General features: G+C 67.1%; 3 protein-coding genes. All 3 read right to left on the reverse strand.

Annotated features, from left to right (window positions below; genetic code table 11):
• Window positions 1-900, reverse strand: a 900-nt coding sequence (locus ACFP9U_RS24800) for an ABC transporter permease (protein ID WP_378625527.1), incomplete at its 3' end; no start/stop codon positions are given.
• A gap of 9 nt (window positions 901-909) precedes the next feature.
• Window positions 910-1,884: an ABC transporter substrate-binding protein gene (locus ACFP9U_RS24805; protein WP_378625528.1), complete on the reverse strand. Its 975-nt coding sequence runs from the start codon at window positions 1,882-1,884 to the stop codon at window positions 910-912.
• A 15-nt stretch (window positions 1,885-1,899) separates the two neighbouring features.
• Window positions 1,900-2,168: TOBE domain-containing protein (locus ACFP9U_RS24810; RefSeq protein ID WP_378625530.1), on the reverse strand; the 269-nt coding region annotated here is incomplete at its 5' end.

Raw genomic sequence — 2,168 nt, forward strand, 5'->3', positions numbered from 1 at the left:
CCCGCTGACCCGCTGGTCGCCGCGGCTGCCGAGCCAGCCCGCAAGCGCCACGCCGGCAATGGTGAGAACGGCGAGCACCACCGCCAAAAGCGCCATGTCGTTCAAAGCAGACGGACCGTAGGCGTTGAGCCTGCGGTAGATGAGCGTGATCATCGTGTGCACGCGCGCCGGAATGCCCAGCATCGCCTGGATGCCGAAATTGCCGATGGAGGAGACGAAAGCGAGGGCGGCCCCGGCGAAAATGCCGGCGCGCAACAGGGGCAGGACGATCTCGAGAAGAAGACGAAAGGGCCGTCCTCCCGCCGCGCGGCCCGCCTCGATCAGTTCGCCCGGCAGGCGCCGCAGGCTGGCGCGCACCGTCAGGAAGACGAGCGGCGCGTTGTAGAGGCCGAGCAGCAGAATGATGCCGGCGGCCGAATAGAGCGGATGGCGCACGCCCCCTTCCAGCGACAGGCCGAGCGCACCGAGGATGGGGCTTGCAGGCGAAAAGGACTGGATCCACGCGAGCGCGGTCACCTGCGGCGGGATCATCAGCGGCAGGACGAAGCCGAAGACGAAGGCCGTCCTGAAACGCATGTCCGTCAGGCCGACAAGCAGCGCGGCGGCGGTCCCCACGACCACGGCGAGAACGGTGGCGGAAAGCGAGATATAGACGGTGTTCCAGATCGCCTCCAGGACCCTGCGGCTCCACAGGAGTTCTTTGAGCCTTGCCGTATCGAACGCGCCGTCCGGCATCAGCGCCGCCCAGATCAGGCGTAGGAGCGGACCCAGCGAAACCGCCGCGACAAGCAGGGCGAGCAGGACCAGTGTCACCTGCTCGGTGTTCGGCCGACGTAACCTCGGCACAGGGAGAAGCGCCCGCGTGGGGCGCTCCTCGAAGGTTTGCGTGGTGTCGGTCATGGTCCCGGCTCAGCCGCCGAAGATGTCGGCAAAGCGGGCGCGCACCTCTTCGTTGTCCTTCACCGCCGCGTCGGCGTCATAGCCCAGCAGCTTCATGCCGGAGATCGCGGGAAAGCCTTCCGGCGGCGCCACGTCGGGATGGATCGGCAGGTAGTTCTGCTCGGCCACCAGCTCCTGGCCCTCCTTGGACAGAAGGAAGTCGACGAACAGCTTGGCCGCCTCCGGCTGGTCCGTGTTGGCCATGATCGCCACCGGCTCGGTGATGAAGGAGACGCCATCGGCCGGCGCGATGTAGTCGATCGGCGAACCTTGCGCCTTTGCGGTCAGCACGTTGGCGTCGACGATGATGCCATACTTGGCCATGCCCGAGGCGACGGCCTTGAGCGCCGGGCCGTTGCCGCCTTCCGGCACGATGTCGAGCTGCTCCAGCCCCTCGTAGAAGGACCAGCCGATGTCCTCATTGTTGATGAGGGCATGGAGGTGGTTGAGCGCGGCGCCCGAATAGAGCGGGCTCGGCACGGCGATCTGGCCGCGGTTTTCCTCCACCAGGAGATCCGCCCAGCTCTCGACAGGCTCGGCGTTCTCGGTGTTGTAGGCGATGCCGGTGGTGATCGCCTTCGTACCGAAGAAGGTCATGTCCTTGTCGTAGGTGGCCGGGTCGTAGGGCTCGACCGGGGCTTCCGGGTAAGCCATCAGATGGCCCTCGGCCTTGAGCTGGCCGAGATTGATGACGTCCGCCACCAGAAGCACGTCGGGCTTCAGTTCGCCTGCCTCGATTTCGGCGCGCAGCACGTTCATCAGCGCCGAGGTGCCGTTGCGGATCCAGTCGATCTCGATGTCGGGGTGCTCGGCCTGGAAGGCGTCGACCGTCTGCTGGGCGATCTCCGGCGGCTGGCTGGTGTAGAGGGTGAGCGTGGTCTGGGCGGAAGCGGCGAACGGCGCGACGGCGAGCGCGGCCGCAAGGGCAATGGTCGAGACTCTCATCGTATCATCCTTCAGTTAAGCGGCTTGAGCTTGGGCAAGATTCGGGTCCGGAAGAACCCAGCCGTCGCGCAGCGCGACGGCCACCTTCTGCCCCACCGGCACCCGCTGGGGCAGGTTGACGGGCAGAACGATCCGCGGATCGGCACCGAGCGCGAGCTCGGCGCGAAAATGGTCGCCGCGGTAGCGCACCCGGAGGACCTCGGCGGCAAGGCCCGCCTGCGGATCGTCCCCTGTCAGCGACAGGTCGCCCGGATGCAGCGACAGGCTGGCGTGCAGGCGTGGGC

The sequence above is a fragment of the Nitratireductor sp. GCM10026969 genome (genome assembly GCF_042660605.1).
Taxonomy (GTDB): domain Bacteria; phylum Pseudomonadota; class Alphaproteobacteria; order Rhizobiales; family Rhizobiaceae; genus Chelativorans.

What these genes read in the sequence shown, in the direction of transcription:
- ACFP9U_RS24805 (WP_378625528.1), bottom strand. Translation starts at nt 1,884, where the DNA reads ATGAGAGTCTCGACCATTGCCCTTGCGGCCGCGCTCGCCGTCGCGCCG.